Raw genomic sequence first — 1,098 nt, forward strand, 5'->3', positions numbered from 1 at the left:
TCGGGACGCTGTGGAGTTGGTGTTGTCGTCTCCTGATCGGTCGTTGCGGCAGATCGCGCTGGAGTTGGGTGTCTCGCACGAGACGTTGCGGGGCTGGGTCCGGACGGCTCGTCAGCAGGCCGATCCGGAACTGGTGGCCAAGGCCGAGCAGGCCGGTGAGACGCGGATGCTGCGCAAGCGGCTGGCGGAGCTGGAGAAGGAGAACGAGATTCTCCGCAAAGCGGCCGCCTATTTTGCTCGCGAGATGGATCGATGATCCACCGCTACCGGTTCATCTCCGAGCACCGCGCCGAGTTCGGCGTGCAGCGGTTGTGCCAGGTCCTGAAGCTGCGGCGGCAGGGCTTCTACGAATGGGAAGCCGCCGGACCGGCTCGCCTCGAGCGGGCCGGGCGGGACCGGGAGCTGGCGTCGGTGATCACCGAGATCCACCGTGCTCACCGCGGTTGCTACGGGCGCCCGCGCATCACCGTTGAACTGCGGCGACGCGGTGTGGTGATCAACCACAAGCGGGTCGGGCGAATCATGCGCGAGCACGCGGTGACCGCACACAGCCGGCGTCGGCGCCGGCTGCTGACCACCGTCCCCGCCGACCCCGTGGCGGTGGCACCGGTGCCGGACCTGATCGGCCGTGACTTCACCGCCCAGGCGCCCGGAACACGGCTGGTCGGCGACATCACCTACCTGCCCACCGGACAAGGAACGCTTTACCTGGCGACCGTGATCGACCTGCACAGTCGCGAGGTCATCGGCCACGCCATGTCCGCGCAGATGCCCGCCGGCCTGGTCCAAGAGGCCGTCGATCTCGCCGCCGCACGTGGTCTGATCAGCCACGACGCGGTGTTCCACTCCGATCGCGGCACCCAGTACACCTCCCGCGACTTCCGCGACACCCTCGCCCGGCACGGGATCCGGTCCTCAGTCGGACGCAAAGGCTCCTGCTACGACAACGCCGTCGCCGAAGCCTTCTTCGCCACCCTCAAAACCGAGATCGGCACCACCGCCTGGACCACCCGTGACCAGGCACGATCCGATGTATTCCGCTACATCCACTACTACAACCACAACCGTCTACATTCGACAGTCGGCTACCGAACCCCC

2 protein-coding genes are annotated in these 1,098 nt (G+C 67.2%); both read left to right on the forward strand.

Annotated features, from left to right (window positions below):
• On the forward strand, positions 1-256 hold a 256-nt coding region (locus IE307_RS46485), incomplete at its 5' end, for a transposase (protein WP_191305921.1).
• Positions 253-1,098 (forward strand): IS3 family transposase (locus IE307_RS46490; RefSeq protein ID WP_191305922.1); only part of this gene is annotated, 846 nt, incomplete at its 3' end. The genes IE307_RS46485 and IE307_RS46490, both read left to right, overlap by 4 nt.

It is taken from the genome of Lentzea cavernae (assembly GCF_014653695.1).
Lineage (GTDB): Bacteria > Actinomycetota > Actinomycetes > Mycobacteriales > Pseudonocardiaceae > Lentzea > Lentzea cavernae.